Source organism: Xenorhabdus entomophaga (assembly GCF_037996725.1).
GTDB lineage: Bacteria > Pseudomonadota > Gammaproteobacteria > Enterobacterales > Enterobacteriaceae > Xenorhabdus > Xenorhabdus khoisanae.
Window position 1 is genome coordinate 1 of record NZ_JBBMXH010000042.1, and the last position, 26,597, is coordinate 26,597.

At 42.0% G+C, this 26,597-nt stretch carries 30 protein-coding genes, 1 tRNA gene and 5 pseudogenes; 16 read left to right on the top strand and 20 right to left on the bottom strand.

What is annotated here, in order from left to right:
- The first annotated feature begins 218 nt into the window (after positions 1-218).
- The 5 genes from ada (at position 219) to tnpC (ending at position 3,789) form a co-directional block, all read left to right on the top strand.
- A complete protein-coding gene (ada, locus tag AAC854_RS10425) occupies positions 219-1,283 on the top strand; it encodes a bifunctional DNA-binding transcriptional regulator/O6-methylguanine-DNA methyltransferase Ada (RefSeq protein ID WP_340617042.1) in 1,065 nt (354 codons plus the stop codon).
- A complete protein-coding gene (locus AAC854_RS10430; RefSeq protein WP_340617043.1) occupies positions 1,280-1,600 on the top strand; it encodes a hypothetical protein in 321 nt (106 codons plus the stop codon). Before ada ends, AAC854_RS10430 begins: the two co-directional genes overlap by 4 nt.
- Positions 1,584-1,658: a 2OG-Fe(II) oxygenase gene (locus tag AAC854_RS24265; protein ID WP_422824073.1), complete on the top strand. Its 75-nt coding sequence runs from the start codon at positions 1,584-1,586 to the stop codon at positions 1,656-1,658. Before AAC854_RS10430 ends, AAC854_RS24265 begins: the two co-directional genes overlap by 17 nt.
- A gap of 8 nt (positions 1,659-1,666) precedes the next feature.
- Positions 1,667-2,332, top strand: a complete 666-nt coding sequence (gene alkB / locus AAC854_RS10435) for a DNA oxidative demethylase AlkB (protein WP_422824074.1) — start codon at positions 1,667-1,669, stop codon at positions 2,330-2,332.
- Between the two features lie 108 nt (positions 2,333-2,440).
- A protein-coding gene (gene tnpC / locus AAC854_RS10440) for an IS66 family transposase (RefSeq protein WP_422824075.1) occupies positions 2,441-3,789 on the top strand; the annotation gives its coding sequence in 2 pieces (ribosomal slippage) (positions 2,441-2,627 and positions 2,627-3,789; 1,350 coding nt in all).
- A 130-nt stretch (positions 3,790-3,919) separates the two neighbouring features.
- On the opposite strand, the gene AAC854_RS10445 is transcribed toward tnpC, so the two are convergent.
- Both AAC854_RS10445 and AAC854_RS10450 read right to left on the bottom strand, forming a co-directional pair.
- A complete protein-coding gene (locus AAC854_RS10445) occupies positions 3,920-4,423 on the bottom strand; it encodes a GNAT family N-acetyltransferase (protein ID WP_340617045.1) in 504 nt (167 codons plus the stop codon).
- Positions 4,424-4,632: 209 nt separating this feature from the next.
- A complete protein-coding gene (locus tag AAC854_RS10450; RefSeq protein WP_340617046.1) occupies positions 4,633-5,136 on the bottom strand; it encodes a GNAT family N-acetyltransferase in 504 nt (167 codons plus the stop codon).
- 141 nt (positions 5,137-5,277) lie between these two features.
- On the opposite strand from AAC854_RS10450, the gene AAC854_RS10455 reads away from it, so the two are divergent.
- Positions 5,278-5,661, top strand: a complete 384-nt coding sequence (locus AAC854_RS10455; RefSeq protein WP_340617047.1) for a nuclear transport factor 2 family protein — start codon at positions 5,278-5,280, stop codon at positions 5,659-5,661.
- Between the two features lie 58 nt (positions 5,662-5,719).
- Here AAC854_RS10455 and cycA read toward each other — a convergent pair whose 3' ends face one another.
- Positions 5,720-7,126 carry a D-serine/D-alanine/glycine transporter gene (gene cycA / locus AAC854_RS10460; RefSeq protein ID WP_340617048.1) on the bottom strand — a complete coding sequence of 469 codons (1,407 nt, stop codon included), beginning with the start codon at positions 7,124-7,126 and terminating at the stop codon, positions 5,720-5,722.
- Between the two features lie 233 nt (positions 7,127-7,359).
- Between cycA and AAC854_RS10465 the strand changes: the two genes are divergently transcribed.
- The 3 genes from AAC854_RS10465 (at position 7,360) to nadS (ending at position 8,311) form a co-directional block, all read left to right on the top strand.
- Positions 7,360-7,435: transfer RNA gene (locus tag AAC854_RS10465), tRNA-Lys, on the top strand.
- Positions 7,436-7,644: 209 nt separating this feature from the next.
- Positions 7,645-7,968: a type II toxin-antitoxin system RelE/ParE family toxin gene (locus AAC854_RS10470; RefSeq protein ID WP_340617049.1), complete on the top strand. Its 324-nt coding sequence runs from the start codon at positions 7,645-7,647 to the stop codon at positions 7,966-7,968.
- 46 nt (positions 7,969-8,014) lie between these two features.
- Positions 8,015-8,311, top strand: coding sequence for a NadS family protein (gene nadS / locus AAC854_RS10475; RefSeq protein ID WP_340617050.1), 297 nt, complete (start codon positions 8,015-8,017; stop codon positions 8,309-8,311).
- Positions 8,312-8,840: 529 nt separating this feature from the next.
- Here nadS and AAC854_RS10480 read toward each other — a convergent pair.
- The 15 genes and pseudogenes from AAC854_RS10480 to AAC854_RS10550 all read right to left on the bottom strand — a co-directional run bounded on the left by AAC854_RS10480 (position 8,841) and on the right by AAC854_RS10550 (position 16,793).
- Positions 8,841-9,257 carry a type II toxin-antitoxin system HicB family antitoxin gene (locus tag AAC854_RS10480; RefSeq protein ID WP_340617051.1) on the bottom strand — a complete coding sequence of 139 codons (417 nt, stop codon included), beginning with the start codon at positions 9,255-9,257 and terminating at the stop codon, positions 8,841-8,843.
- A 54-nt stretch (positions 9,258-9,311) separates the two neighbouring features.
- The gene (locus AAC854_RS10485) at positions 9,312-9,485 is read right to left on the bottom strand and encodes a type II toxin-antitoxin system HicA family toxin (RefSeq protein WP_187650298.1); all 174 of its coding nucleotides are present in this window, start codon (positions 9,483-9,485) and stop codon (positions 9,312-9,314) included.
- A 261-nt stretch (positions 9,486-9,746) separates the two neighbouring features.
- A pseudogene (locus AAC854_RS10490) lies at positions 9,747-10,243 on the bottom strand (phage major capsid protein); the annotation flags it as partial.
- 118 nt (positions 10,244-10,361) lie between these two features.
- Positions 10,362-10,949, bottom strand: a complete 588-nt coding sequence (locus AAC854_RS10495; RefSeq protein WP_340617052.1) for a hypothetical protein — start codon at positions 10,947-10,949, stop codon at positions 10,362-10,364.
- A 216-nt stretch (positions 10,950-11,165) separates the two neighbouring features.
- A complete protein-coding gene (locus tag AAC854_RS10500) occupies positions 11,166-11,480 on the bottom strand; it encodes a hypothetical protein (protein WP_340617053.1) in 315 nt (104 codons plus the stop codon).
- Between the two features lie 89 nt (positions 11,481-11,569).
- Positions 11,570-12,742, bottom strand: a complete 1,173-nt coding sequence (locus AAC854_RS10505; RefSeq protein WP_340617054.1) for a hypothetical protein — start codon at positions 12,740-12,742, stop codon at positions 11,570-11,572.
- Between the two features lie 289 nt (positions 12,743-13,031).
- Positions 13,032-13,490: pseudogene (locus AAC854_RS10510) on the bottom strand (Hcp family type VI secretion system effector); the annotation flags it as partial.
- Between the two features lie 490 nt (positions 13,491-13,980).
- Positions 13,981-14,547 (bottom strand): annotated as a pseudogene (locus AAC854_RS10515) (primase-like DNA-binding domain-containing protein); the annotation flags it as partial.
- Positions 14,546-14,770 carry a hypothetical protein gene (locus AAC854_RS10520; protein WP_340617055.1) on the bottom strand — a complete coding sequence of 75 codons (225 nt, stop codon included), beginning with the start codon at positions 14,768-14,770 and terminating at the stop codon, positions 14,546-14,548. The pseudogene AAC854_RS10515 and the gene AAC854_RS10520, both read right to left, overlap by 2 nt.
- A 119-nt stretch (positions 14,771-14,889) precedes the next feature.
- Complete coding sequence (locus AAC854_RS10525) at positions 14,890-15,219, bottom strand: hypothetical protein (RefSeq protein ID WP_340617056.1); 330 nt, start codon at positions 15,217-15,219, stop codon at positions 14,890-14,892.
- A 168-nt stretch (positions 15,220-15,387) separates the two neighbouring features.
- Positions 15,388-15,810 (bottom strand): HNH endonuclease, encoded by a 423-nt coding sequence (locus tag AAC854_RS10530; RefSeq protein WP_340617057.1) that lies wholly within the window; start codon positions 15,808-15,810, stop codon positions 15,388-15,390.
- A complete protein-coding gene (locus AAC854_RS10535) occupies positions 15,807-16,022 on the bottom strand; it encodes a DUF551 domain-containing protein (RefSeq protein ID WP_340617058.1) in 216 nt (71 codons plus the stop codon). Before AAC854_RS10535 ends, AAC854_RS10530 begins: the two co-directional genes overlap by 4 nt.
- 11 nt (positions 16,023-16,033) lie before the next feature.
- Positions 16,034-16,261 carry a hypothetical protein gene (locus AAC854_RS10540; RefSeq protein WP_340617059.1) on the bottom strand — a complete coding sequence of 76 codons (228 nt, stop codon included), beginning with the start codon at positions 16,259-16,261 and terminating at the stop codon, positions 16,034-16,036.
- Positions 16,262-16,316: 55 nt separating this feature from the next.
- On the bottom strand, positions 16,317-16,547 hold the full coding sequence (locus tag AAC854_RS10545; RefSeq protein ID WP_340617060.1) for a hypothetical protein: 231 nt from the start codon (positions 16,545-16,547) through the stop codon (positions 16,317-16,319).
- 84 nt (positions 16,548-16,631) lie between these two features.
- Entirely contained in the window at positions 16,632-16,793 is a 162-nt protein-coding gene (locus tag AAC854_RS10550) for a hypothetical protein (RefSeq protein ID WP_340617061.1), read from the bottom strand.
- Positions 16,794-16,936: 143 nt separating this feature from the next.
- Between AAC854_RS10550 and AAC854_RS10555 the strand changes: the two genes are divergently transcribed.
- Positions 16,937-17,179: a hypothetical protein gene (locus AAC854_RS10555; protein ID WP_340617062.1), complete on the top strand. Its 243-nt coding sequence runs from the start codon at positions 16,937-16,939 to the stop codon at positions 17,177-17,179.
- Here AAC854_RS10555 and AAC854_RS10560 read toward each other — a convergent pair.
- Positions 17,163-17,525, bottom strand: coding sequence for a transcriptional antitermination N peptide (locus AAC854_RS10560; protein ID WP_340617063.1), 363 nt, complete (start codon positions 17,523-17,525; stop codon positions 17,163-17,165). The genes AAC854_RS10555 and AAC854_RS10560 overlap by 17 nt on opposite strands.
- 260 nt (positions 17,526-17,785) lie before the next feature.
- Here AAC854_RS10560 and AAC854_RS10565 point away from each other — a divergent pair, with 260 nt between their 5' ends.
- The 5 genes and pseudogenes from AAC854_RS10565 (at position 17,786) to AAC854_RS10590 (ending at position 20,305) form a co-directional block, all read left to right on the top strand.
- Positions 17,786-18,040 carry a type II toxin-antitoxin system RelB/DinJ family antitoxin gene (locus AAC854_RS10565; RefSeq protein WP_340617064.1) on the top strand — a complete coding sequence of 85 codons (255 nt, stop codon included), beginning with the start codon at positions 17,786-17,788 and terminating at the stop codon, positions 18,038-18,040.
- A pseudogene (locus tag AAC854_RS10570) lies at positions 18,030-18,322 on the top strand (type II toxin-antitoxin system RelE family toxin). The gene AAC854_RS10565 and the pseudogene AAC854_RS10570 overlap by 11 nt, the downstream one beginning before the upstream one ends.
- Before the next feature lie 56 nt (positions 18,323-18,378).
- Positions 18,379-18,747, top strand: a complete 369-nt coding sequence (locus AAC854_RS10575) for a phage baseplate protein (RefSeq protein WP_340617065.1) — start codon at positions 18,379-18,381, stop codon at positions 18,745-18,747.
- A 247-nt stretch (positions 18,748-18,994) separates the two neighbouring features.
- Positions 18,995-19,860 (top strand): annotated as a pseudogene (locus AAC854_RS24270) (IS982 family transposase).
- Positions 19,861-19,882: 22 nt separating this feature from the next.
- Positions 19,883-20,305 (top strand): type II toxin-antitoxin system HicB family antitoxin, encoded by a 423-nt coding sequence (locus AAC854_RS10590; RefSeq protein WP_340617067.1) that lies wholly within the window; start codon positions 19,883-19,885, stop codon positions 20,303-20,305.
- A gap of 153 nt (positions 20,306-20,458) precedes the next feature.
- Here AAC854_RS10590 and putP read toward each other — a convergent pair whose 3' ends face one another.
- Positions 20,459-21,943 (bottom strand): sodium/proline symporter PutP, encoded by a 1,485-nt coding sequence (putP, locus tag AAC854_RS10595; protein ID WP_340617068.1) that lies wholly within the window; start codon positions 21,941-21,943, stop codon positions 20,459-20,461.
- Positions 21,944-22,465: 522 nt separating this feature from the next.
- On the opposite strand from putP, the gene putA reads away from it, so the two are divergent.
- Complete coding sequence (gene putA / locus AAC854_RS10600; RefSeq protein ID WP_340617069.1) at positions 22,466-26,446, top strand: trifunctional transcriptional regulator/proline dehydrogenase/L-glutamate gamma-semialdehyde dehydrogenase; 3,981 nt, start codon at positions 22,466-22,468, stop codon at positions 26,444-26,446.
- Positions 26,447-26,597 lie beyond the last annotated feature (151 nt).

Sequence of the window (26,597 nt, forward strand, 5' to 3'; positions counted from 1 at the left end):
TTGCTGTGACATAGCCTTTTGTTCCTTTATTTCTCTATTTTTGACGACTTAAAGTTATAAAGGAGCGGCTATGTCATTTCAACTCATCATAAAAGTCGAGCATCGCGTTTAACTTCTTTAAAAATTGAAAAAGCAAAAGACGGAGTGTCTTTTTAACGATCTTCTATCAATATGTCAGTATCTCAGAATTGATAAATAAATCCTCACAGGTGATCTATATGAGTAAAAAAAATTTATGGAAAACTGATGAGAAACGTTGGCAGGCCATCATTGAGCGCAATAAGGATGCTGATAGACATTTCGTATATGCCGTACGTACTACGGGAATATATTGTTTACCATCCAGTACCGCACGCCTCCCAAAACGGGAAAATGTGATATTTTTCGACAACGAAAATGAAGCACAACAGCAAGGTTACCGACCAAGTAAACGCCAACGTGGTAATCAGCCTGAATTGGAAGCCAATTATCTCGCTAAGATTGCAAAAGCATGTCGCTATATTGAACAAAATGAAGAAAATATCCCACTGGAACATCTCGCTAGTCATGTGGGAATGAGCACATTTCATTTTCATAGATTATTCAAAGCGAAAACAGGATTAACGCCAAAATCCTACGCAAATGCCCATCGTAGTCAGCGTTTACGGGATAATTTACAACAAAATAACAGTGTCACCGAAGCTATTCTCGATGCCGGATTTAATTCCAGCAGCCGGTTTTATGAAATCTCATCCAATTTATTGGGTATGACACCCACAGTCTGGCGTGCTGGCGGGAAAGGGATGCAAATTCACTTTGCGTTAGGGATTTGTACATTAGGCCACATCTTGGTCGCGCAAAGTCAAAAAGGTATTTGTGCCATTTTACTGGGAGATGATCCAAACAAACTCCTTCAGGATCTACAGGATAAATTCCCTCAGGCGGAATTTATCGGTGGAGATCCCCAGTTTGAGCAACTCATTGCACAAGTTGTCGGCTTCGTCGAAACCCCAGAAACAGAATTGAAATTACCACTGGATATTTGTGGCACAGTATTTCAGCAACGAGTCTGGTTAGCATTGCGAGAAATTCCGGTGGGTACAACCGTCAGTTATACCGACATTGCCAAACTCATCGGTTCTCCCAAAGCTGTACGTGCCGTTGCCAGTGCCTGTGCAGCCAATATGTTGGCAGTTGCTATCCCATGCCATCGCGTGGTCAGAAATAATGGTGCCTTATCTGGGTATCGTTGGGGAATTGAGCGTAAACGTGAGTTATTAAATCGAGAGGAAAAAACACGATGAATGTAACAGTTGATATCGTACATCAACTTGATTTATCCCATCGGCTGATGAATATAAACTGGGAAGACACTATCAAACAGTTAAATACTTTCGGTTATGTTCATCTGAGCCAAATTCTAACAGCCAATGAATGCGATTCTCTGGTAGCTCTATATCCGAGAAATGAATTATTCCGTACCCATATTCATATGGCCCGACACAATTTTGGCAAAGGAGAATATGAATATTTTAGTTACCCGTTGCCTAATGTAATTGCTGAATTACGTACTACTTTATTTTTATATGCTCAATTGGTTCCTTATGCGTCACGGCGTTAGTAAAATACACCACGGACACCGCCACACTTTAGGTATTATGTTTCACAATGCACGGTGACAATAATGATAAAAGATTTATTCGCAGACGATGGCAATATTATTCGCCAATGGCAAGAACCACTGGCAGAAGATGCAGTTGTTCTACGAGGGTTTGCTTATGGCAAGGCGCCAATATTATTGCAGAACATCATGGATATTGCTGAAAATGCACCTTTTCGCCACTTCATGACACGAAGTGGACACATGATGTCAGTCAGTATGACCAACTGTGGTCAGCTTGGTTGGATAAGTGATAAACAAGGCTATCGCTATACAAAAAATGATCCCCTTTCCGGCCAAAAATGGCCAAAGATGCCGGAAATGTTCCAGCAACTCGCTCAACAAGCTGCCAGTCAAGCAGGATTTATTGATTTCATCCCAGAAGCCTGCCTAATCAACCGCTACCATCCTGGTTCGCGCTTAAGTTTACACCAAGATAAAAACGAAATAGACCTTTCCCAACCCGTTGTATCTGTATCTTTAGGATTGCCGGCTACCTTTCTATTTGGTGGGTTGCAACGTGAATGCCCATGCCAACGTGTTCTGCTAACTCATGGCGATATTATCGTATGGGGAGGAAATTCTCGGCTTCGTTATCACGGAATACTACCACTGAAAGATGGAGTTACTCCTTGGCCACTGCAAGATAATGTTCGTTATAACCTAACGTTCAGGCGGGTTTTTCCAGCCTGAAGATCGTAACCCTTCACCAGTCCCCCATTGACACAAAAATGTGATGTTTATCGCTTGATCCGCATTTCCCTGTTGCTTGATCCTGCCAGTCAGGTAACTTTTTCACCCATGAAAAAGAAGAAGCACTTTACCGCTGAGCCACCCGAAGTGAGCAACATCAGCGAAGCCAATGCCCTTATCCGGGAGCTCTGGGCCAAACTTCGAGAATACGAAGACCGGCTGGCACTGAGTTCGCGTAATTCCTCGCGTTCCCCGTCCAGTGATACGCCTCAGACACGGGCTGAACGGCAAAAGTTAAAAGCCCTGGTCGCCGAAATCAGGCTGGCGCTCAGCCTGGCCACACAGGGCACCGCAGACCACTGAGTGCATTGAAAGAAACCGATACGGTCGTTCGCTGTCTGCCCGATGACAGTTGTGCCCTTTGTGGTGGACATGTCGAACCGAATGAGACACCGACCTATCGTCATCAGGTGTTTGAACTGCCCAAAGTCACTCTGGACATTACGGAATATCAACTGTTTCATGGCCGCTGTCAGCATTGTCATCACACCGTCCGGGCCGCGTTACCCGACGATGCCCCTGCCGGGCAACTGGGGCCCCGTTTGATGAGCCAGATGGCTGTCCTGTCGGGACAATATCACCTGAGCATCAGTAAGATACAGCGCCTGATCCGGGAAACTTATGGCATCCACTTCTCCACGGGCCTTATCTCTGAAGCGCAGGGACGGATCAGCTCAATGTTGACGCCCCTGCATCAGGCGTTAGGGCATTATGTCAGGCAATCTGCGGTTATCCATATTGACGAAACGCCCCATCAACGCAACGGGGAAGCGGCCACCCGCTGGGTCTGGTTGCTCAGCGGCGGCAAGGCGGTTTACCAGAAAATTCGCGCTTACCGTAATGCGGAGACGGCCAAATCGCTGCTGGGCGAGACAACCCCATCGGTTGTCGTGACTGACCAGTGCGCCAGCTATCACTGGCTGACCGCGTTTATCGGTCAACGGCTGGTTTTGCTCTGCCACAGTGTGTTCCGCACCCAACACCGCTATGAAAATCAGAACATTGACGAAGCACACTGGCGCAATCGCCTGTCCAGACTCAGGAAAAGCCTGATGAGCTGGCTGAGAAAGGGAGAACAGGTTCCGGCCTCCCGTTATGCCGGCAGGTGTGCTTATATTCTTAAGCATGAAGCGGGATTATGGGTTTTTCTCCATCATAAAAACATCCCGTTGACCAACAACGAGGCGGAGCGGTGCCTGCGTGGCAGTGTGATCATGCGAAAAATCTGCTTTGGGACAAATTCCTATCGAGGTGAACAGTACCGCTCCCGACTGCTGTCGGTGGTGGAAACCTGCAAACAACGGGGATTATCGGCACTGGATGTACTCAGTGAAATCGCGACAGCGGTGACCCGAAAACAGCCCTATCCGGATGTCTTTAATCTGCTTCCCTGCTAGTCAATACAGGGCTGGTGAATGGTTACTGAAGATCAACCAAACAGCGCCTTTAAAATGACTGAAATAACAAGGAAGCAATCAAATTCAATGCTTCCCTTATCTAATTTTTTTATCACAAATACTACAAGCATTACACACACCGTTTTTTTAGCAAAGCCATCTCCATAAGATCGCAGTATTGACCATTCCTGAGTGATTCCATACGCCGTATACCTTCCTTTTCAAATCCAAATTTTTTATATAATGAGATTGCCTTTTCATTATCGGCAAAAACTCCCAACTCAATTCTGATACAACCTAACCAGTTAAATGCGTAATCAATAGCAAATGCCATCATCTTTGAACCAACACCTCTGCCTGAATAGACCGCATCAACTCCAATACCAATGCCTACCGCATGCCTGCGCCTTGGATTGGCATGGGTAAATAACCCTAATGTTCCCACAACGTTACCGTCTATTTCTGCGACAAAGTCAATATCTCCTCGTATCTTATTTAACTTTAAACGTTCTCTCCACATATCATGTGAAGGGCATGGACGTTGCAAAGTATTGGGGTAAACATCCGGATTACTATAAATTCGTTGATAATGTTCAGCATCTTCAGGCTCAGTTGCCCTAATTATTATTTCCATATATACCTCTTATAATAATTAATAAAATATTGGGAACTCACTGATATTATTTTAATACGATTATTTAATTTATTAAGAATTAAATTTTCTTATCTTATTATAAACGGATTATTTTCATGTTAATAAACTAAAACTCCTTACACCCAATAGATGAAAAGATGATCAGAACAAAAATTTTCTCTATCGGGTTTATCATTTTCAATAAAATATCACACAAATCTGCCGTTAATTAAAGCCATTCCCATAATATCACAATATTGACCATTTCTTAATGACTGCATACGCCGAATACCTTCCACTTCAAACCCAAATTTTTTGTACAAGGCTATTGCTTTTTCATTATCAACAAATACTTCCAATTCAATTCTGATACAGCCCAACCAGTTGAACGCATAATCAATCGCGAACGCCATTAGTTTTGAACCGATACCTTTCCCTGCATAAGCTGCATCAACACCAATACCTATGCCTACCGCATGCCTTCGCCTTGGATTGGCATGGGTAAATAACCCTATTGTCCCCACAACCTTGCCATTTACCTCAGCAACAAACTCAATATCCCCTTGATCTTTAATTGCTTTTAGACGCTCTTTCCACATTTCACGTGAAGGGCATGGGCGTTGCAAAGTATTAGAATAAACTTCAGGGTGGCTATAAATTCGTTGATAATGCTCAGCATCTTCAGGCTCAGTTGCCCTGACTATAATTTCCATATATACCTCTTTTTCAACTTGACTTCCTTTATAAGTACCTGATAAAAAAATAAATGTAAATAGTATTTTAAAATTTATTTAATAATAATTTCACCTGTTCAAAATGTTATTTAATATTAGTTAATTCTTTTTGGAGTGCATATGGTTCAGGAAAAATTAGCTATTTTTAAGCTTGTCAAACAACTTGAAGTCAGCCTTCATGGCGAAAAAAGAAATAATTCCGATTGGCTTAATACTGTATTACACGATGATTTTCTGGAAATCAGTAAATCAGGTCATGTTTATACTAAAAAAATTGTGTTCAATGAATTAACAGCAGAAATAAAAACTACTTCCCCAATTTTTTCACATCACTTCTCTATAAACTGTTTGGATGAAAATATTGTTTTACTCACTTACCAATCTTATGAAATGGATCAAGCTGGCAATCCATTCAATCAAGCACTTCGTTCATCAATTTGGCAATTATCTTCGGGTAACACATGGCAACTTAGATTCCATCAAGGCACACTCATGACCGCATAATAAAAAAAATGGCCCAATTTTTGGGCCACTGATATTTAATTTATAGGATTTTTATTACTCAACAAGTAAGGCGAGCTTTACGTTTTTTCACAATCTGAAATCCAATCACCAAAATAATGAACCAAACAGGTGTTGCTATCAAAGCCTGACGAGTATCCGGTTGCAAGGAAAGCAATATCAAAACAAAAGCAAAGAAAGCTAAACATACCCAGGACATCACAATACCAAACGGCATTTTGTACACCGAAGCCTGATGCAAAGCTGGACGACGTTTTCTATAAGCCAGATAGGAACACAAAATCATGCTCCAAATAAACATAAACAAAATAGCGGAAACAGTTGTTACCAAAGTAAAAACCCGCATCACATCAGGAATAAAGTAGATTAGAATGACGCCAAAAGAGAGGCACAAACAAGTAAAAATTAACCCCGATGCCGGAACCGAACGGCGGGAAAGCTGACTAAACTGCTTTGGTGCATTCCCTTCTTTAGCTAGGCCAAACAACATCCGGCTGGTAGAGAAAACACCACTATTTGCCGAAGATGCAGCAGAAGTCAGTACCACAAAGTTTACAATGCTGGCGGCAGCAGGTAATCCAATCAGAACAAATAATTCTACAAAAGGACTTTTATCCGCAATGATTGCTCGCCACGGAGTGACCGACATAATCACAATCAGCGCCAAAACATAAAACGTAATGATACGAATTGGAATGGCATTAATCGCTTTTGGCAAAGATTTCATCGGATTTTTAGTTTCTGCCGCAGCGGTTCCCACCAACTCAATACCGACAAAAGCAAATATCGCTATCTGGAACCCGGCAAAAAAGCCGCTCAGCCCCATCGGGAACATGCCGCCATCATTCCAGACATTAGAAAGTGCAGCGACATGCCCAGCCGGAGATTGGAAATGCATGCCAATTAAGATGCCTCCCGTGACAATTAGGGCAACAATCGCGATAATTTTGATCATGGCAAACCAAAATTCGAGTTCCCCAAACAATTTTACTGTTGCGAGATTTAGAGTCAGCAATACCAAAACGCACAGGAGCGAAGTTCCCCATTCGGGAAAACCCGGCGTCCAATATCCGACATAAGCAGTAATAGCAACAATGTCCGCGATGCCAGTAATGACCCAACAGAACCAGTAAGTCCAGCCTACAAAAAAACCGGCCCACGGCCCTAATAAATCCGCCGCGAAATCACTGAACGACTTATAGTGCAGATTGGAAAGCAATAACTCTCCCATTGCGCGCATAACGAAAAACAGCATAAATCCGATGATCATATAAACAAAAATGATCGACGGCCCTGCAAGGGAGATGGTCTTGCCTGATCCCATAAACAAGCCAGTACCGATGGCACCACCAATTGCGATTAACTGTATATGTCGGTTAGTGAGACTTCGCTGTAAATGCGAACCTTCAGTTTCAGGAGTGTGAATGGGTTGTATTTTTTCTTCCATAGTTGTATCCAATTTATTCTCACAGCATGGCCTTAATACCCTCAAGCTGTGTTTAAGGGAACATTGTGACATAGACAACCGCGGTATTAACAGAAGGATTTCACATGAAAAACAAGACGCTTACAATTCAATCTATCAGCAGATAGAACATTGTATATATTTTATTCACATAATAAAAAAATGGATATAGTCCATTGACGTCTTGTTAACATTGGAGAATAATTTATCGCGTTGGGTCGTTAGCTCAGTTGGTAGAGCAATTGATTCTTAATCAATTGGTCGGGAGTTCGAGCCTCCCACGACCCACCATATTTTATCAATAGAATCAGTATATTAAGCCACTTTTTAACAAGTGGCTTTTTTGCATTTTATAGCCAATGGCGACAAAGTGGCGACAGGGATTTTTAGGCTATATTTTCCCATGCTTCTTAAATTTTCGTACCATGTACGACTTTTATGTTGACACTCGTACATGGTACTAATAAACTATTTTTCATAGATGAGCAAGGATGTGTTTTATGGAATACCTACTTTTTATCGAAACCCCTGTGTTTAGTAGAGAACGAGCTGATTTATTAACCGATGATGAATTCAGAAAATTACAGGAGCACTTACTAAAGAATCATGAACAAGGTAGTACCATTAGCGCTACTGGAGGATGTAAGAAGATTCGCTGGCAGCGAGAAGGAATGGGAAAAAGTGGCGGAGTAAGGATCATCTACTACACCATCACGAAAACTGGAAGGCTCTATCTTCTTTTGATTTACCCTAAGAATAAAAAAGATGATTTAACCCCGAAAGAGAAAGAAGTACTTAAGGCTATCAGTAACAAATTGCAATAATCAACGCCGCGTAGATACGCGGCCATGTTCATACAGCGGAGAAACTATGGACAAAAAACTTTTTGAAGATCTGGTTGAAAGCATGAATCAGATGGTAGCGATTGAAAAAGGAGAGCTTTCCGTTCCTGCTGAAAATATTCATCGCCATCGTCTGCCTGATGTAAAAGGCCTACGCGAAACCTTCGGGTTAAAGCAAAGTGAGTTTGCCGAAGCTGTTGGCGTTTCTGCTTCCCTAATTCAAAGCTGGGAGCAACACCGACGTATTCCTTCTGGCTCATCACTTAAGCTGCTTAAGATGCTGGAGCGTAATCCTGCGCTAATTAGTGAATTAAGCGTACTTTAATTTTCTTCCTTACCCTGATGTAAGAAAAGAAAATAATTTCAGTTCCGCATATCTTGCAAAGCCGCATTCCATCTGATTTTCATGATGATATGCGGCTTTGTTTTGTGATCCACTTACCCCACGTAAAATAGAATTTTTCCTTTAATATCATTACATTGATTTTTCCTCGCGATCCATTCCGCGATCCAAAAACTGCAATTGCCTGAAAATCTTTTCACTTCTTTCAGTTTGGGATTTTCCCCACGCCGCCAGTGCTGGCGCGGTCTGGCGATACCGTTTGTAGGATTTTCAAACTGAAAAAACTTTTTGATCCAAAACGTGCAGACGGGTGCGGTGTAGTCCGTTTTACGTCAGGTTTCCGTTTATTTCATGGGGATTACATGGCTTGTGCGCAATGCTGTGACGTGATCCAAATGAACCACATCAGGGCAGTGAGTTGATATGTGAATAGCTTATAGCGCATCTGGGTGCGTTTAATGAGGACGTAAAAAAGGCCACGGTTTACGCAGCCTTTGAAGGGTGATCCTCTTTATAGGATGGACACCGTTAATTGATGCCCGATAGCCGTCGCCGCCTTAGCGACCGTATCAATCTTAGTCGAGTGGTGCAGGTCAAACAGGCGGGTGACTTCCTGTTTCTTCACGCCCATACGGCTTGCCAGCTCTGTTTGCGTTAAACGGGAATCAACAAACGCATTGAGCATTAACACCTTTGAGGCCACGCTTAACGGCACATCGACATAATCATCACCCTGCTTTACAGGGCTGGGTGATGGGATTTTTTTACTATCCTCGAAGTAGAATTCGAAAGACGTTATTAACGCATCCAGCGCCATCTCCAGTGCTTCTTCCCGTGTTTCCCCTTGGGTTAAGGCTTCGGGGATATCCGGGAACGAGACGAAATAACCGCCCTCTTCTACAGGTTCGAGTCTTACGGGATATCGCATAGTGTTTGATAGTGAAGCTGTGCGAGAACCCGCCTCTGGTGAGACGGGTTTTTATTACAATCCTAACTGCTTGATGATTGCTTTCCTCAGTGGTTCTTTTATCTCATGGGCGGGGTGTCTTGGCATAATCGTGCATTTCCCCTTGTATCTCAGTTTCAGATGGTTTGTCCCGTTTGAAACTTCAACGCCCTGAGCTTCCAGCCACCGTCTAAACTCGCTTTGCTTCACTGCTCCTCCATTCTGTTGAACATGCGATTATAGTAAACAATTATGCTTACCTAGTCAACATTTTTGTTTACTCAAAAAGAAGCAGATAAAAATAAACCCCGCCGGGGCGAGGTCGATTTAGCTAGCCAATCACAGGCGAATACTTCTGTTTCAGTCCATCGGATTTATAGGCCGTGTTCCTGATGGCGCTGGCGTTCTCCGGTGTGCCTGTGTTGTGATGGGTATGGGCGGCGGTCAGTTCGGCCAGTTCCCTGACCACTACATCTTCGGCGTGGCAGTCTCACCACGTGCCTTGCCTTCTTCCCCGTAGGCTACCGCTGCCCACCAACCGAAACAAGCTGTTTATATTCGTTGCTGCGTGTGGTCTTGATGGTACAGATTTGGCGCATGACCGACCCATCAGCCAGTTGCTGCATGATCTGCTTGTTCAGCTCAGGGATAACGGTATAGCCACCGTCTGCCGGAACACCTGTAGACAAGGAACGAGTTTCGCCAGTCAGAATGTAATTGCGTAGTTCGTCATTGCTGAGTTTGTCACTGGTCGGTTGGTTCTTGGCCTGATTGCGTTCCTCATCAGATAACGCCTCATAACGAGCAATTTCGGTATTGAGCGCGTCAGACTGATTACGCAGTTCATCGAACTGTTTGGCTTCATCGGCATTCAGTGAACGTTTTTCGTTTTCGACTTTGGTGAGCAGCGAACGCATTTGATGGGTTAAATCGGCTTTTTGTTGGCGTAATTCGAGTAGTTTTTTCATGGTGTTTTTAATATCAGTTCTTTTCAGGAAAATATATTTAACAACATGACAAGAAATAAAAAAGCTCTCGTAAGATGAGAGCTAAACAAGCAAAAATATGAGAACAAATAATTTACAATTATTTACCTTTTTCACTTGGTATAACGCTGGGATTTACAAAACTAAAGTATGGATAAAACTTATAGCACGCTTTATTATTTTTCCTTAAATAGGCTGTATTTGTCTTTGTTCCTCCACAATCAGATGTAGCATAAGCGTCTATTCTAAGAGCTATATTAAGTAATGGATCGCTTATATAAGCAACTGGGATAGTTAAAGGCAATATGATCACAAGAATACACATTGACTTATTAGATAATTTTACGAAAGAATTATTATTGATATTTTCAATCCAATGAAAAGGAAGAAAGTTAGAGAAAAATCCAATTAACCAATTAATTAGCGGGGAGAAAATGACCCACACAACAATAAAAGCAAGCAATAAAAAAAACTGAAAAATTATACTTATTATCCAAGGCGAATATGTTAGGTAATCCTTTTCAACTTCAAGTTCATAATTCAACCACTTAATACTGATAATATAGGATGTAGATAATATAATTAATTGATGAAATTTTTTGAAATATTTACTGAGTATGTATTTTATGCTATTCCATTCTGGCATCAGGCTTATAAAGCTACCTAAATATATTATGCCAAATGCCACCCATATATTCCCGAAATACATACTTATTAAAGAAATACCATATAAAAATAACGTAACAAAAAAAACCATATCGTTGTTTTTTATTGTTAATGTTATTCACCATCACTCCTATTTTATTATTTAATGTTCGTAATTTTTTAAAAAATTACTCTGTTTTTTATGCTTTTTAAGTTGAAGTCATAATGAATGGCGAATTAAATCGCCATTCTGATTATGTTATTTATCTTTTACTTTTATAGTATAAGTTTTGTGGACTCCCCCTCCACTTGCAAACATTGTTCCATTAACCCTGCTTACTACTGTTATGTGTATATCGCCTACTTTCGATGGTTTTCCACTTATTATTAGGTGATTAAAGTTTTCTGATATTTCTTCTTTACCATCAAGTAAAAATTTTCTTTTAAGAGGACTCCATGTTATTCCTGAATTAGCCGGTTCTATGGTGACTGGTGTTCCTTCTATAACATATGCACTGCCTCCTTTTATATGTATAGAAGCATGGTAATTTTTACCTACAGTGGCATCAGGCAAGTAGTTCCCTTCGGGATAGATAGATACCGAAACTGAGCTACATGATGCAGTCAATATAATAAAAATTAAAAATATTATTTTTTTCATTTTTATTTAAGTGGCTTAAAAACCAATCCTCCAAAAGTGTGTTCAATAAAGTAATCATACGATGAGTTAATTTTCACCCAAGGTTTAACTTTTCCCCATGAAAATAATATGATATCTACACACCCATTCGCATCTTTTTCTGCTTTACTTCTCCAAGAAATCCAGTGGTTTTTTCCTGATGTTTCTTCCATATTTTCTAACATACCAGCAGAAATTAAGGAAACCACATGATAACCTTGATCAATATAACCATTCAGTGTTTCAATGTCTTCTTTATTACTATGCATCAAACTAATATTACTAAATATTTTTTCATAGCCCGCTTTTTCAAACCACTCAGTCAATTTCCCCCACATAGTCACACCAGCAGCCTGATCATCAACTTCATCATAGCTGAAAATCATATTTTCTGAGTCTCTTAAGCTCGCCAGTGTTATCCAATCTAATCCTGATATTCTTGAACCATATTGGTCATAAAAAGAACCTTTAGGGTGAAGACAACCATCACCCGGCTTAATTTCTAATTGGCCTATTTTAGTTTTGCCATATTTCCATAACTCATGAGCGGCTTGTTCATAAATATCCGGTCTGTCCATTTGTAAACAATAAAAAAATGCAGCAGGACCACATAAACTTGCATCACCCTGAGTTGGATAATTTTTTTTAGATAGCCTATCCTGAATTTGTGATTCAATTTTACTTTTCTCAAATGGATCATCTTTGTGACCAATTGGATATTCTTTAGCAATAAAAGGCCTTTCGGGAATAGTCAGTTTTAATTCAAGGGTATTATCCCCATCTCTGACAGGTTTTGCTTCAATTGTACTTTCAAAATAACAGGCATTTTCTCGTTTTGTATCCGAACAGGCTTTACCTGCTACAAACTCACCCAGTGTATACATCTTTTTAAAAGGGGCTTGCAATGCCTGAATCGTATTTGAACCATGTTTGCGATAAAGCATGATTTGCATAATATACGTCACGGAAAGATCATCGTTTGTTTCCTGAGTAACATGGTGTTGAGTTTCATAATTACTCTGTAATTGTGCCTGAAAAATATCAAGCAATATATGATGGTTTCCTTTTGCGTCCTTACGATAAATGATTAAATCATACAGCAAGTTTTCAGCAGGTACATTCGATTCTATTTTTGTGTAAACGGTATAAGTCGGCATGGTATTAATCCTTTAGAATATGAAAACTCAGGTTCTTTTTGTCATCAGTGAGATGCCATTGAGTAAAACCTTGTTTATCGGTCTTCCCTTCTTTTATCTGACCATCCGGTAGGCAAACCCGATACTTGCGTTCGGTTAAAAGATTGCCGTCATCATCCACACAACGATAACGAGCATGATGTTTAGCGGGTTTTACCGGAGTCTCTTCAACCAGTGGCTTCTTAAGTGGCTTAACATTCGAGAACCCAGACAATAGTGGCCTGCCTTCTTCACGCCCGGATAATTGCGTAATGCTATAACCCGATGTGCCCGCGGTAAGATGCCGGCATGAAATAGACTTATAATCAATCTGCACTGTTTCATACGGTATCTGGTCATTACTGTCTATCGAATGAGGATAATGACAGGTAAAATCAACAATGGTTGCCCCTGTCAGTTTGATTTCATAAAAAGCTTCTAATTGCCCCAATTGACTGGTTCGGTAACACAAAAAAACGGCCTCTAACAATTCATTACCGTCAATTGCCATTGCTAAGAGCGGCGAGGATTTATCAATAGGCTTGGTAAAGCTAACGGGGTGATGATGCGCGTTCTGGTCGCGGCTCACTGAATGGCTGATACTCAATATCTGTATTTCGTCTTCCCGACCTGCCTGATAACGGTTTCCAATGGATTCAGGCGTTGAGCACCCGGCTGAAATTAACCCCTGTTTCTTGCCTTTGAGTGACAAGTAAATAATATGCGACATCTTGTCTCCTGTGATCTGACTTCCGAAAAATACCGAATAAATGAAGCAGAATACAACAGGAATATTTATCTATTCTAGCTTGAGTGAAAAGGCAGCAATGAATTTGTGATTAATCTCTGTTTTTAAAGTAAATCAGAAGATTACATTGCTTAAATTTCTGGTAGCACCAAATCAGCCTGATACCTTATTTTACGTCTTTTGATTTATCTGGCTTTTATTTACCTGCCAGAGATACCCCCCCTATAAATCTTTTTTCCCCTCTCAGTTATGCACCCTCTGCACAATTCCCTGAAAGCCTTGCTACATCTGGGCTTGCGGCAATTAATATGATATTCATTAACTGTATCCTCTGTTCACCCCTTTTTTATCCTAATGAAGAGAATGTATAGTTGATGTATAGCTAAGAAATAACTATACATCTATTATTTTCCTTTAAATACAGATAGATATTTAAAATGGTGTATGGAATGCAGACTTAAACCTAAAAAGTTTATAAAGGGGATTTAAAATCCCGGCATTCAGGCACGGACGGCAACCACTCTTCGGCTTCTTCCGACAACTCAACGTTATAAGAGTAACCTTTCTTGGTTCGCACTTTTCGATACTCCTTTTTGTACTCCAGCATAATTTTAGGCAGCGATTCGCCGAACTTGGTTAGTGTGAGCGGGCGTTCAAAGCCGTGCGCTTCCATAAAAGAAAGGTAAGCATGATACAGATATAGCCTCGGTGCGCGTGGGCTGATGTTCTTATTGCCCATCTTCATCCCTGTTGCATCATTGACTGACACCAAATAAGCACAGAAATTATACAGAGGATCGGAGTTACTTTTCACTAATAGTGCTTCGTTAGAATCGCGTTGCGCCTGTAGCCGCTTTTTAGCTTTGTTCTGGTCGGCAAATTCCGTTAATAGATGGCGGATAATGACAGGCAGCTCCCGGCTGATTTTCTCTGGCAACTGTGGATCTTTCTCTGATTCTTTAACCGGAATGTTAAACGGGAATATCACCCGCCGCCTTGCAATACCACCATTACGTTCTGTAAAACTCATCGGTTCGTTAGGTTGCTAGATTTCTCTGATAGGCTGCACGTCCTGCTGATTTAGCCTGCTCATCCATAATGTAAATTCTGACGGGATATGTGATGTAATTGCGTCCATGCCTGACCGTGTTTTTAATTTCTACATAACTGTAACTAATAGTGGCTGGATACATGGATACCTCCGTTAAACCGGAATAAATACGAATAATGAGATGATGAATAGTGCAATTAGGCGCTTCCATGCGCGCCGGTTCCTGATTGCCTGTGGTTGTGTTGGCACGACTGCCATAGTGTCGTGGGTGTTATTGCGCACGTAAAAATCCCTCGCTAGTAAAAACGATTAGTGATTTTTTATTGGGAATTATTTAGTTTTCGACTGGATATATTCGCAAATTTCCGTGGCGGTTTTAATATCACCACTGAGGATGGCGTTATAAATATCCCACATGCGTTTTCTGAGTAAATATTTCCGGCGCTGGTATTTACTCAGTTCAGTTTCCATTTCGTATAAATCACCGAATTTCAAAATACGGCAACACGAATGGCGCCAATGTATTTCAGTTGAATTAGCGGATGCAATTCTCCTGATTGGATGGATTTCACTCGATGCATAAATGCCACCATCCGTAGATAATTGAAATTTAATTCCCTGTTTCGAGTTGAATGTATCGGTGAATTTAATATGTGCCATATTATTCTCCTTTCGGTGGTTCTGGTAGTTTGTAATGGATGTGCTTCCACGATCTTCCTTTAATTTCATCCATGCATGTTCTTTTGTTTATTCTATATTTGTTTGCTATAGATTGATAACTTTCACCTAAATTTCTTTTATCTCTCATTTCAATAGCATCTATTTCAGTTAATTTTGATCTTCCATTTTTTCTCCTTGCATAACTGGTAAATGAGACCTATTTCTTAATCCTAAATTCCATGCGTGCTTTCTGTTTTCTTGAGATGTAACCCATTCAAGATTATTTATATCTGAGTTTTCTTTATTACCATCTATATGATTAACTTCTGGCTTATTTTTAGGGTTCGGAATAAATGCTTCTGCTACAGCTCTGTGACATCTTAGAATAAACCTTTTTCCGCTATTCAAATCACTTACTCTAACACATGGATATCCTGAGCTATTTTTAAATCTACTAAGTATTTTACCTTTGAAGTTTTGAATAGTTCCATTACTTCGGACTATCTTTCTGTCTTTACTCCTTATAATGCCTTCTGAATTCACTTCAAACGATTTCTCCATACCTACAAGAGATTTCCAATCATTTTTCATGAACTCTCCGGTAAACTTGGTAACGGCATCCAATGGGTTATATGTCGCATATCAAAGTTTCTTCCATGAGTAATTGAATACCATTCATCTATATCTGAATCAAAATATCCAATATCAATTTCTGACATAAATCTAGTGTCAACACCATTATTGATCGAAATTACATCTTTGTATTCATCTGGCAACCTATCAGAACATTTAATCCACTCCATAAATCCTCCTGTTATTCATCGTCATCACAATCGTAATTGAGAATTCGCTGGTTTAATTGAGCTATTTCTGAGGCAATTTCAGCCTTTCCTTGCAAACTGCTTCTGATTTGGTCTGCTAATGATTTAGCAAATACAGCAAAATATAGAGATGGTGAGTCTTGCAAAACACCTTTGGTATTTATATTTACTTTGTTATTTTCACCTGATTTTAATTTTATTGTTAGTGTAAATTCTGCCATTATTGTTTTCCTATATTCAGGTAATAAAAAGCCCCGCATTGGCGAGGCTGGTGACTTAATAATTGAATCCCATTATATTAAGGATTAAAAACATTAATGCTGTTAATGTTGGTGGAATTAACAATCCTGCCGATATTATTGAAAATAATATTTTCACTAGTGTTTTTTTAATTACTTTAAGTGCCAGAAAGCCAAAAAGTAATCCCGCCGGAATAAAAATAAATCCAAGGTGGTATGATATCCCCATATATATCATTGTATAAAATGCTATTGGGTGTAAATCCATAATTCCCTCATGAATCCCATTGTCGAATCCATGAATATATCAGTTCTACTCACCACAGCCCACTCGGAAATGAGCTGGAGTTAGTTAACAACCATAACGAGCCGTAAGTTCGGAAATGATAGCCCGCTTGAATAACGCCCGTTGAATGCAATGTTTACGCAACCAATCATCATCACGAAAACGAATGGCTGATTGGCGGTCGCGTTCCAACATAGCGCGCAATTCGTTAATAAATTCGATATCCATATTTATACCCTCAGAATTAATATTGTTTATTTGGAATGGCCTGCATATTTAACCACCTCAGGCGGCAGTGGTTCCTCACTTCCCACAGTCAAGGAAATTGATTAGAATAAATTCCCTACAATAATGAGAATGAAATTTAATCTATGGACAGAAGTCAGTGGAAAAAATGGGTCAACAAATCTAACTTTGCTTTGCTGGTATACGGCCTGTTAATCGGATTTCGCCCCGAGCCGCTCGCATTATGGCTGCGCGAGCACAATCCTAATTTTTTGCCAGAAATAGTGACCTATTGTGTTGCGACGTACAGTATCAGCCTTGCGATAATCTATATCCCGTTAAAGCTGATTAGTTATCTGAAAAAACAAGGTACTAAACCCTCGCTGTAACCCCGCCCGACTCCAATCTACGGCGGGTTTTGGTTTTGGTTGAATACAGGGCTACGTCACTCATGCAGCAAGAGCCGCTGTTGTTGTCACTCACATGCTTCTTAAGTCCCACAATAAGACGAGCGTACAATTCATTTTCATCAACGTTTTTGACGACTGAATCTATAATTTTTTCCACCGAGCGAGATTGAAATTTTGACTCCAGCTCCTGACTTTTCTTTGCCAAGAGTTTAGCCCGGCGCTCAAAACGACGAGCGGTATAAGCTGTTTGAGCTTTTACTTTAACCGGGATTTTTTTATCGCCATTTTTCTTAATAGAAAGTATAGAGCGATCTGTATTAGCCATATTCGCCTCCATAAGTAAGTTTTGGTGGTGTAGTTAACCATCTCAACAAAACTGAAACTTTTACAGGTGGAACTGAGACGCCGCAAGGTATCATTGATGGGGAAGCAAAACGCTACGGGTTTTACATTGAAAACCTGCTCTCCCTGCCGATGAATATATTCTAGTCCAAAGCCAAGGATGGCTAAAATTTAAAAAATTGATTGCATCATAGATTAAATAACATACAATGTAATACAAACGTAATTACATATGGAGATACTATGAGCACAATTCAGATTAGAGTGGACGAAGGACTTAAAAGAAGCGCTTATCAGGCACTTGAAAAAATGAACCTTTCTCCTTCCGATGCAATGCGGCTCTTCCTACGCTATGTAGCAGAAAATGAAAAGCTACCATTTACAGAAGTATCCGTAATGGTCTCAGAACGCGACGAAGACGAAGATATTTTGGAAGTGGTTCGCGAGCGACTTAAAAATCCCGCTAAACGCATTCGGGTAAATCTCGATGAAATTTAACATTGAGTTTGACGAACGCGCTTTAAAAGAATGGCAGAAACTGGATAACAGTATCCATGAGCAGTTTAAAAGAAACTGAAAAAGTTACAGGAAAATCCTTATATCGAATCAGGAAGGCTGCACGGCGATTTAGCGGGCTGCTTCAAAATAAAACTTCGCTCTTCGGGATTTCGCCTTGTCTATCAGGTGATAGATGAAGAGATTGTGATCTGGGTGATAGCGGTAGGCAAAAGAGAGGACTCGAAAGCCTATAAAATTGCCAGTGAGCGCATTGGGCGATAAATAATCAACTCGTAACAACCCGCTTAGGCGGGTTTTCTTTTATCTATAGGTACGCTATGGACTTTCTCAGCGGTTTTAACACCACAATAGCTTCAGTGGTAACACGCTCCATTGGTGAGTTTCAGTTTGACTGCGTGGTCATTGAAAATCACAGCTCAAATTTGCGTATCACTGAGAACCCTATTGAGTCAGGGGCGGCGATTGCTGATCACGCCGTTCTGGAACCTAAAGAAATCACATTAGTGGGGTTAATGGTTGGTTACCAGCCCCCGCAGCATTTCAATAAGTTGATTGGCGGTAATCTTTCTGCCGCGATGGATAAATACCCGCTTCCTATCGAAATCCTAGCCATGACGCAGCAGGCGGAGTCGATGGTGAATCGCTATATTTCATTGGGCGAATCCATGCTAGAACAGGTGGGATAATCACCGTACCGCATCCAAGAAAAGATTCGTCAAAAGGGATTCTTCGGCAGGCACAGAAAAATTCAGGATTGAAGTTGGTGTAATCATCAAGGAGCGGTCTGACCGCTCCTTCTCTGCGCTACTTATCATCATAAACTATCGAGGTAATATTACGCGATGCTCGACTTTTATGGTGCGTTGAAATGACATAGCCAGTCCTTTATAACTTTAAGTCGCCAAACTGAGAGAAATAAAGGAACAAAAGGCTATGTCACGGCAAGATTTTATCATTTGGGTGTTTTGTTGGGTAGATGACAATTTAACGCAGTTACAGCAATGTATGCGATTCAGAAGCCATCACGATGGAAGTGGTGGGTGAATTTTTAGGCTTTTCAACAGATAAAGGCATTTGGACGTACTTTAATGACCACTGACGCGAGGGGTTTCCGGGGCTAGGTTCACGCGCCAATTTCGCTAAACAGATTTCGAATCTTTGGGTTGTTAAACAACAACTGCAAGAAAAGCTGGCGAGGTTATTGGGCTCGCTCGACAGGCCGGTACATATTATCGACGGATTTCCACTGCCCGTCTGTGGATTCAAAAGAGCAAAAGGCAGTGCCAACTTCAAAGGACAAGCCGATTATGGGTACTGCGCCGCCAAAAACGAAACTTACTACGGCTTCAAAGGGCATCTCATGATAGACGAAATCGGCGTGGTAACCGGGTTTACACTGACGCCCGCCAATGTCAGTGAGCGTGAAGCAACCTGGGATGTGATCGGCTCGATAAAAGGCTATTTGCTTGGTGATAAAGGCTATTTAGGCGTTAAATTTAAAAAAGAAATGAAGGCAGAGGGGTATTGAAATGATTACCCCAGTGCGTGCCAATATGGATGATCCCATCCCCAGAAAAACGAGAAGGGTCATTAACGCCAAACGCCGTTTAATTGAAACCGTGATTGGTCAACTCGCCGGACAATTTGCTATCGAGAAGTGTTGGGCTCGGGATTTGTGGCATGTGAGTAATCGAATTGCCAGAAAACTGCTTTCTCACACGTTGGGTATTTTTGCCAATTTTAAACAAGGTCAAAGTCAACGCGACTGGCTTCAACAAGCCAACTTTATAGGATGTTAAAGTCGAGCATCGCGTTAATATTATGATTTATCCGCTCTTTATCTTTAAAACAGAAGAGGGTTTTGACGGTTACTTTCCTGATGCTGACGGCTGTTTTTTCGCTGGCAACACCTTAGAAGAAGCTATTCGTGATGCTGAAAGTGCTTTTGGTCAGCATATGGAAGTGTTGACTGAGCAAGGTGGGTATGTCCCAGCACCCAAAGATCCATCAGATTACATCAATGACCCCCGCTTGGCGGAAGATGGCGGGATGATTGCGCTGATTGAATTAGACCCCGCGAAATACGAATCAAAGGCCATCAAGTTCAACTTGACTATGCCCGGCAATTTGTTAACTGCGATAGACCGCTATATTGAGCAAAACGGTCACTATAAAAACCGTTCTGCTTTTTTGGCTGAATTACGTGGGGTTATTCCAAATCGGAAGGGATGCACGGCAAAGTAATAGGGACTTTTATCAAACAGGAATACTACCTTTGCCAAGGGATCTAATTATTGGAGGCGTGACCCACAATATAAACTGCACCCCAAAAGTTAAACACTAACTAATCAAGGTGCAGTTCACTACGTTACTCAGAAGTTCTTTATTACAGTGGATTTATTTAGTTCTATAATGCGCTTCTGCTTCAGAAAAACGCTGTTGTGTTATCTGACTTGGGGCTTTACCGAGCAGACTCACCACTACAATCGCGATCGAGGCAAAAATAAAGCCCGGGATGATCTCATACAACGAGAACCAACGGAATTCCATCCAAACCAAAACCGTAATTGCACCCACCAGCATACCCGCCAGTGCACCATTGCGGGTCATACGTTTCCACAGTACAGAAATCAAAACCACCGGGCCAAACGCTGCACCGAATCCAGCCCAGGCATTACTGACTAAAGCCAGTACCTTATTATTTGGGTTAGTTGCGATCACAATGGCGATAATTGCCACCAGCAAAACCATCATGCGACCAATCCATACCAATTCTTTCTGGCTGGCTTTGGTACGTATGAATGCTTTGTAGAGGTCTTCTGTCAGTGCGCTGGAACAAACCAGCAACTGGCAGCTCAATGAACTCATAACCGCAGCCAGTACCGCAGACAGCAATACTCCGGTGATCCATGGATTAAATAAGAGTACACCTAATTCCATAAAGATACGTTCACGGTTTTGCAACACTGGCCCTGCCTGCTCCGGATAAATCTCAAAATATGAGATACCAAAAAAGCCAACAGACACTGTTCCCACAAGGCACAACAACATCCACGTCATACTGATGCGGCGGGCTTTATGAATAGTTTGGTGGGAGTCTGCAGCCATGAAACGAGCCAGAATGTGGGGCTGACCGAAATAACCTAATCCCCATCCCAACAAAGAAGCAATGGCAATAATATTCAGATTTTTAAACATATCTAAATAGGCCTGATTTTTTGCTTCAATAATATTGATGGCGGTGCCAACTCCTCCTACTTTGAGCAGAACCAGCACAGGGACCAAAATCAAAGCAAAAATCATCAACGTTGCCTGAACCGTATCCGTCCAGCTTACCGCAAGAAAACCACCGAGGAAGGTATAGGCAATTGTCGCCAATGCGCCCAACCAAATCGCTTTTTCGTAGCTGATACCAAACGTGTTTTCAAACAATAAACCACCAGCCACAACACCCGATGCACAGTAAATAGTAAAGAAGATCAAAATAACCAGTGCAGAGATAATACGCAGGATTTTGCTTTTATCTTCAAATCGATGAGTGAAATAATCTGGTAACGTCAATGCGTTATTATTCACTTCAGTATGTACACGTAATCTACCTGCAATCCATCGCCAATTCAGGTATGCGCCCAGCAGCAGGCCTAACGCGATCCAACTTTCTGAAATGCCAGAGAAAAAAATAGCTCCCGGCAATCCCATTAATAACCAGCCACTCATATCAGAAGCGCCAGCAGATAATGCCGTTACCACACTGCCCAATCGTCGGCCACCTAATATGTAATCATCAAAATTTTTGGTGGAACGATAAGCCATAAAGCCTATCAGCAACATCCCCGCGATGTAGATAATGAAGGTAATGAGCATTGGTGAATTTACTGTCATGCAGGTTCTTCTCCATAGTGTTTTTATAAATCAAGCATCTGCAAATGTGTTATCTGCGTAAATAATGTTGTCTGTACTTAAGGTACGTTTTTTCAAGAACTTTCTTTCTTCCCTATTAAACTGCAAAAAGTTGTACCCCAAGATAACATTAGTTTCAACAAGTAATATTTACCATTGAAAATTATTCTAAAATTACATTCTATCCTAGTTTAGTTAAAACATTATTAACAACTAATTAACGGTGTTTTTTATAAAAAACGCTTGCTAAATCACATTTATCATTCCAAAGGTTACACCTTTCATTTAATAACTGGTTATACCACGCCTTTATGAGGTTGAATTAAAATTAATATATATCAATTAGATAAAAAATCAGAAGCCATAATGCTCACCAAGGGGATAATAAAAACTAGATTAATTTCACAAATTTAGAACGGCTGCTTTTAACAAAGTTGCACAAAGTTGCAACATGACAGATATTGTTATGCAACTTGGTTAAGTCTTACCTATTAAGGAGTGAGAATGGGTAGTACCACTATGGGCGTGAAGCTCGATGAAGCAACGCGTAATCGTATTAGATCTGCTGCACAACGAATTGAACGCACACCACACTGGCTGGTTAAGCAAGCCATTTTTAATTATCTTGAACGTCTGGAAAACGAGGAAAAGATCCCAGAAATATCAGCGGGTCAGGATAGCAAAGAAGAAAAGATTTCCGAAGAAGAATCACCGAATGAGGCACCTTATCAGCCATTTTTGGATTTTGCCGAGCATATTTTACCCCAATCGGTGAAACGTTCCGCAATCACCTCTGCCTATCGCCTGCCAGAGACACAGGCAGTTCCTATGCTGTTGCAACGTGCGCAGCTCTCAGAAGAACAAACCAAGGCAACTCACAAACTTGCTTATTCCATCGCAGAAAAACTGCGCCAGCAAAAACAAGGGATCGGGCGTTCCGGGTTAGTTCAGGGGTTATTACAGGAGTTCTCACTTTCTTCTCAGGAAGGTGTGGCGTTGATGTGTCTTGCCGAGGCCCTGTTACGCATTCCCGATAAGGCCACCCGCGATGCTTTAATCCGCGATAAAATCAGTAACGGCAATTGGCACTCCCATCTGGGCCAAAGCCCTTCCATGTTTGTTAACGCTGCAACGTGGGGGTTGTTGTTCACCGGTAAGCTGGTATCTACCCACAATGAAGCTAAGTTATCCAACTCCCTGAACCGCATTATCAGTAAAAGCGGCGAGCCATTGGTGCGCAAAGGTGTGGACATGGCAATGCGCCTGATGGGTGAGCAATTTGTTACTGGGGAAACCATTGCTCAAGCCCTTGCCAATGCCCGCAAATTGGAAGAGAAAGGCTTCCGTTATTCCTATGACATGCTTGGTGAAGCCGCGCTGACCGAAGAAGATGCCCAGGCTTACATGGTTTCCTACCAGCAGGCGATCCACGCCATTGGTAAAGCATCAAACGGTCGCGGTATCTATGAAGGGCCGGGTATTTCCATCAAACTCTCGGCCCTGCACCCCCGATATAGCCGTGCGCAGTATGAGCGTGTTATAGATGAACTCTATCCACGTCTGCTCTCCCTCACTCTACAAGCACGTCAATATGATATTGGTATCAATATCGATGCAGAAGAAGCCGATCGTCTGGAAATCTCCCTCGATTTGCTGGAAAAATTGTGTTTTGAGCCAAAATTGGAAGGCTGGAACGGTATTGGTTTTGTCATTCAGGCGTACCAGAAACGCTGTCCGTTCGTGATTGACAGTATTATTGATCTGGCACAGCGCAGCCGCCACAGGCTGATGATCCGTCTGGTGAAAGGCGCTTATTGGGATAGCGAAATCAAACGTGCCCAAATCGATGGCTTAGAAGACTATCCGGTGTATACCCGCAAGGTTTATACTGATGTTTCTTACCTTGCCTGTGCCCGTAAGTTGCTTTCGGTGCCGAATCTAATCTATCCACAGTTTGCTACCCATAACGCCCATACTTTATCTGCAATATATCATTTGGCCGGGCAGAACTATTATCCGGGGCAATATGAGTTCCAATGTCTGCATGGCATGGGTGAACCGCTTTATGAGCAGGTAGTCGGAAAAGTCGCCGATGGCAAACTTAATCGTCCGTGTCGCATCTATGCACCAGTAGGAACGCATGAAACACTGCTGGCTTATCTGGTACGCCGCCTGTTGGAAAATGGTGCCAATACCTCATTCGTCAATCGTATTGCAGATACTTCCCTGCCGATTGATGAGCTGGTTGCTGATCCGGTGAAAATCGTACAGGAGTTAGCGCAAACTGAAGGGCAAATCGGCCTGCCGCATCCGAAAATTCCTCTTCCGCACGATTTATACGGTAAAAATCGCGTCAATTCATCAGGGTTGGATCTCTCCAATGAACATCGTTTGGCTTCCCTTTCTAGTGCCTTGCTGAGTTCATCAATGGAAACGTGGAGCAGCGAACCTTTGTTGGGTGGTGATTACCAGCACACCGGAGAATTGCCTGCTGCTAGGCCTGTTAATAACCCAGCCAGACCTTCAGATATCGTCGGTTATGTTCGTGAAGCCACTGAGCAGGAAGTCAGCCATGCGTTGAATACGTCCACTGATGCCGGAGCAATTTGGTTTGCCACACCGCCATCAGAACGTGCAGCGATTTTGGTACGTGCGGCCGAGTTGATGGAAAATAACCTGCAATCTTTGCTTGGTATTTTAGTCCGTGAGGCAGGTAAAACTTTCAATAATGCGATTGCCGAAGTACGCGAAGCAGTAGATTTTCTCTATTATTACGCTGATCAAGTGCGTCAGGATTTCGCCAATGATACTCATCGCCCACTGGGACCTGTGGTTTGTATCAGTCCGTGGAACTTCCCTCTGGCTATTTTCACCGGCCAAATCGCTGCTGCATTAGCAGCCGGTAATAGTGTCCTGGCAAAACCCGCAGAGCAAACACCATTGATTGCCGCTGTTGCCGTGAAAATGCTTCATCAGGCAGGCATTCCTCGTGGTGTGCTGCAATTACTGCCGGGTCAAGGGGAAACGGTGGGAGCCTCTCTGGTCGGGGATAAACGTGTACGCGGCGTAATGTTTACCGGTTCTATCGAAGTTGCCAGCTTATTGCAGCGCAATATTGCCGGTCGTCTTGATGCACAAGGCCATCCAACACCGTTGATCGCAGAAACTGGCGGTTTAAATGCCATGATCGTTGATTCTTCTGCCTTGACCGAACAAGTTGTCACCGACGTGGTTGCTTCTGCTTTTGACAGTGCCGGTCAGCGTTGTTCTGCCCTGCGTATCCTGTGTGTTCAGGAAGATGTCGCAGAAAGAACGATTGCTATGCTGAAAGGCGCGATGGCTGAATGCCGGATGGGGAATACTGAACGCTTATCAACAGATATCGGCCCGGTGATTGATGCAGAAGCCAAAGCTGGTATCGAGCGCCATATCCAGGCCATGCGTACTAAAGGCCGGACAATTTATCAGGCAGTGCATGAAAATGTAATGGACAGTCAGGAGTGGTCACAAGGCACTTTCGTCAAACCAACGTTGATCGAGCTGGAAAGCTTTAGTGAGCTGAAAAAAGAAATTTTCGGCCCGGTTCTGCATGTCGTTCGTTTCAAACGTGATGAACTGGATAAGTTACTTGATCAAATCAACGCTTCTGGTTATGGCTTAACATTGGGAGTTCATACTCGTATTGATGAAACCATCACACAGGTCACCAGTAAAGCTAAAGTCGGTAACTTATATGTTAACCGCAATATGGTCGGTGCGGTCGTCGGTGTGCAACCATTTGGTGGCGAAGGACTGTCAGGTACAGGGCCAAAAGCAGGCGGGCCGCTGTATCTGTATCGTTTGCTGTCACAACGTCCTGTCAATGCAGCCAGCCAAACACTGGAGCGTCAGGATGCAGAATATGAACTTGATGCCAAAGTACGTGTCATTCTGCATACCCCACTCTACAAATTGGCTGATTGGGCAACCACGCAGAATAATGATGTATTAAGCCAAGTGATTCAGGAATACAGTTTACTGGCACAGGGTGGAACAGTACGCGTACTGCCGGGGCCAACCGGAGAACGCAATACTTATACTTTATTGCCACGCGGTCATGTGTTGTGCCTTGCAGATAACGAGCAAGATGCGCTGGTGCAATTAGCTGCGGTACTTTCTGTCGGTTGCCAGGCCATCTGGGAGAAGGACGAATTGCATCAGGGATTGCAGCGTCAATTGCCGGATGGAGTTCGTCAGCATATTCATTGGGTTAACGACTGGCAAAATGAGAAAACAGCAATGGAAGCGGTTATTCATCACGGTGATTGCGACCAATTGCGCCAGATTTGCGGTGTGATTGCACAGCGTAAAGGGCCAATTATCTCCGTACAAGGGTTTGCCCGTGGTGAAACCAATCTGTTGCTGGAGCGTTTACTGCATGAACGTTCATTAAGTGTAAATACCGCAGCGGCAGGCGGTAATGCCAGCCTGATGACGATTGGTTAATTGATAAATAATGGTTAATAGCATGTAATTAAAATATGTTGGCTAACATAAATAGTTTAAAATGACTTGATTAAAAAGAGTTAATTAAGATTAATTTATTATAAATATATAACCATTTTAATATATAGCAGTAAAAATATGTAACAACAGA